The sequence below is a fragment of the Chromohalobacter sp. HP20-39 genome (assembly GCF_033052815.1).
In the GTDB taxonomy this organism is placed as follows: domain Bacteria; phylum Pseudomonadota; class Gammaproteobacteria; order Pseudomonadales; family Halomonadaceae; genus Chromohalobacter.
In genome coordinates, this window is record NZ_JAWHTP010000502.1 from 1 (window position 1) to 291 (window position 291).

Below are 291 nucleotides of genomic sequence, written 5' to 3' on the forward strand. Positions count from 1 at the left end.
GATCCCGCGCGAGCTGCTCCAGTCCGTCGCTGATAGAGCCAAGTATCCGGCGGCTCCGGCTGGCTATATCACGATGCAGACATGCAAGGACACCACGTCTGCCGTCAAAGGCTTGCCCCCGCCGCAGGCCCTGTGCAAGACGTTTGGCTTCGAACAGCAGTCGATCGACGCTTCGGCGCGCGAAGCGGGGATGAATCTGGCGCTGATGTACAGCATCTTCGCGCTTCTGGGCTGGGGTTGGTACTTGTTCTCTGGGTCCTTCAACGACAGCCTGCGCGCATTCCGCTCGTC

The 291-nt window shown here is 61.9% G+C and carries 1 protein-coding gene; it reads left to right on the top strand.

Annotation, left to right across the window (positions count from 1 at the left end; all coding sequences use genetic code 11):
• Positions 1-291 (top strand): hypothetical protein (locus tag RVY79_RS18975; protein ID WP_317466107.1); only part of this gene is annotated, 291 nt, incomplete at both ends.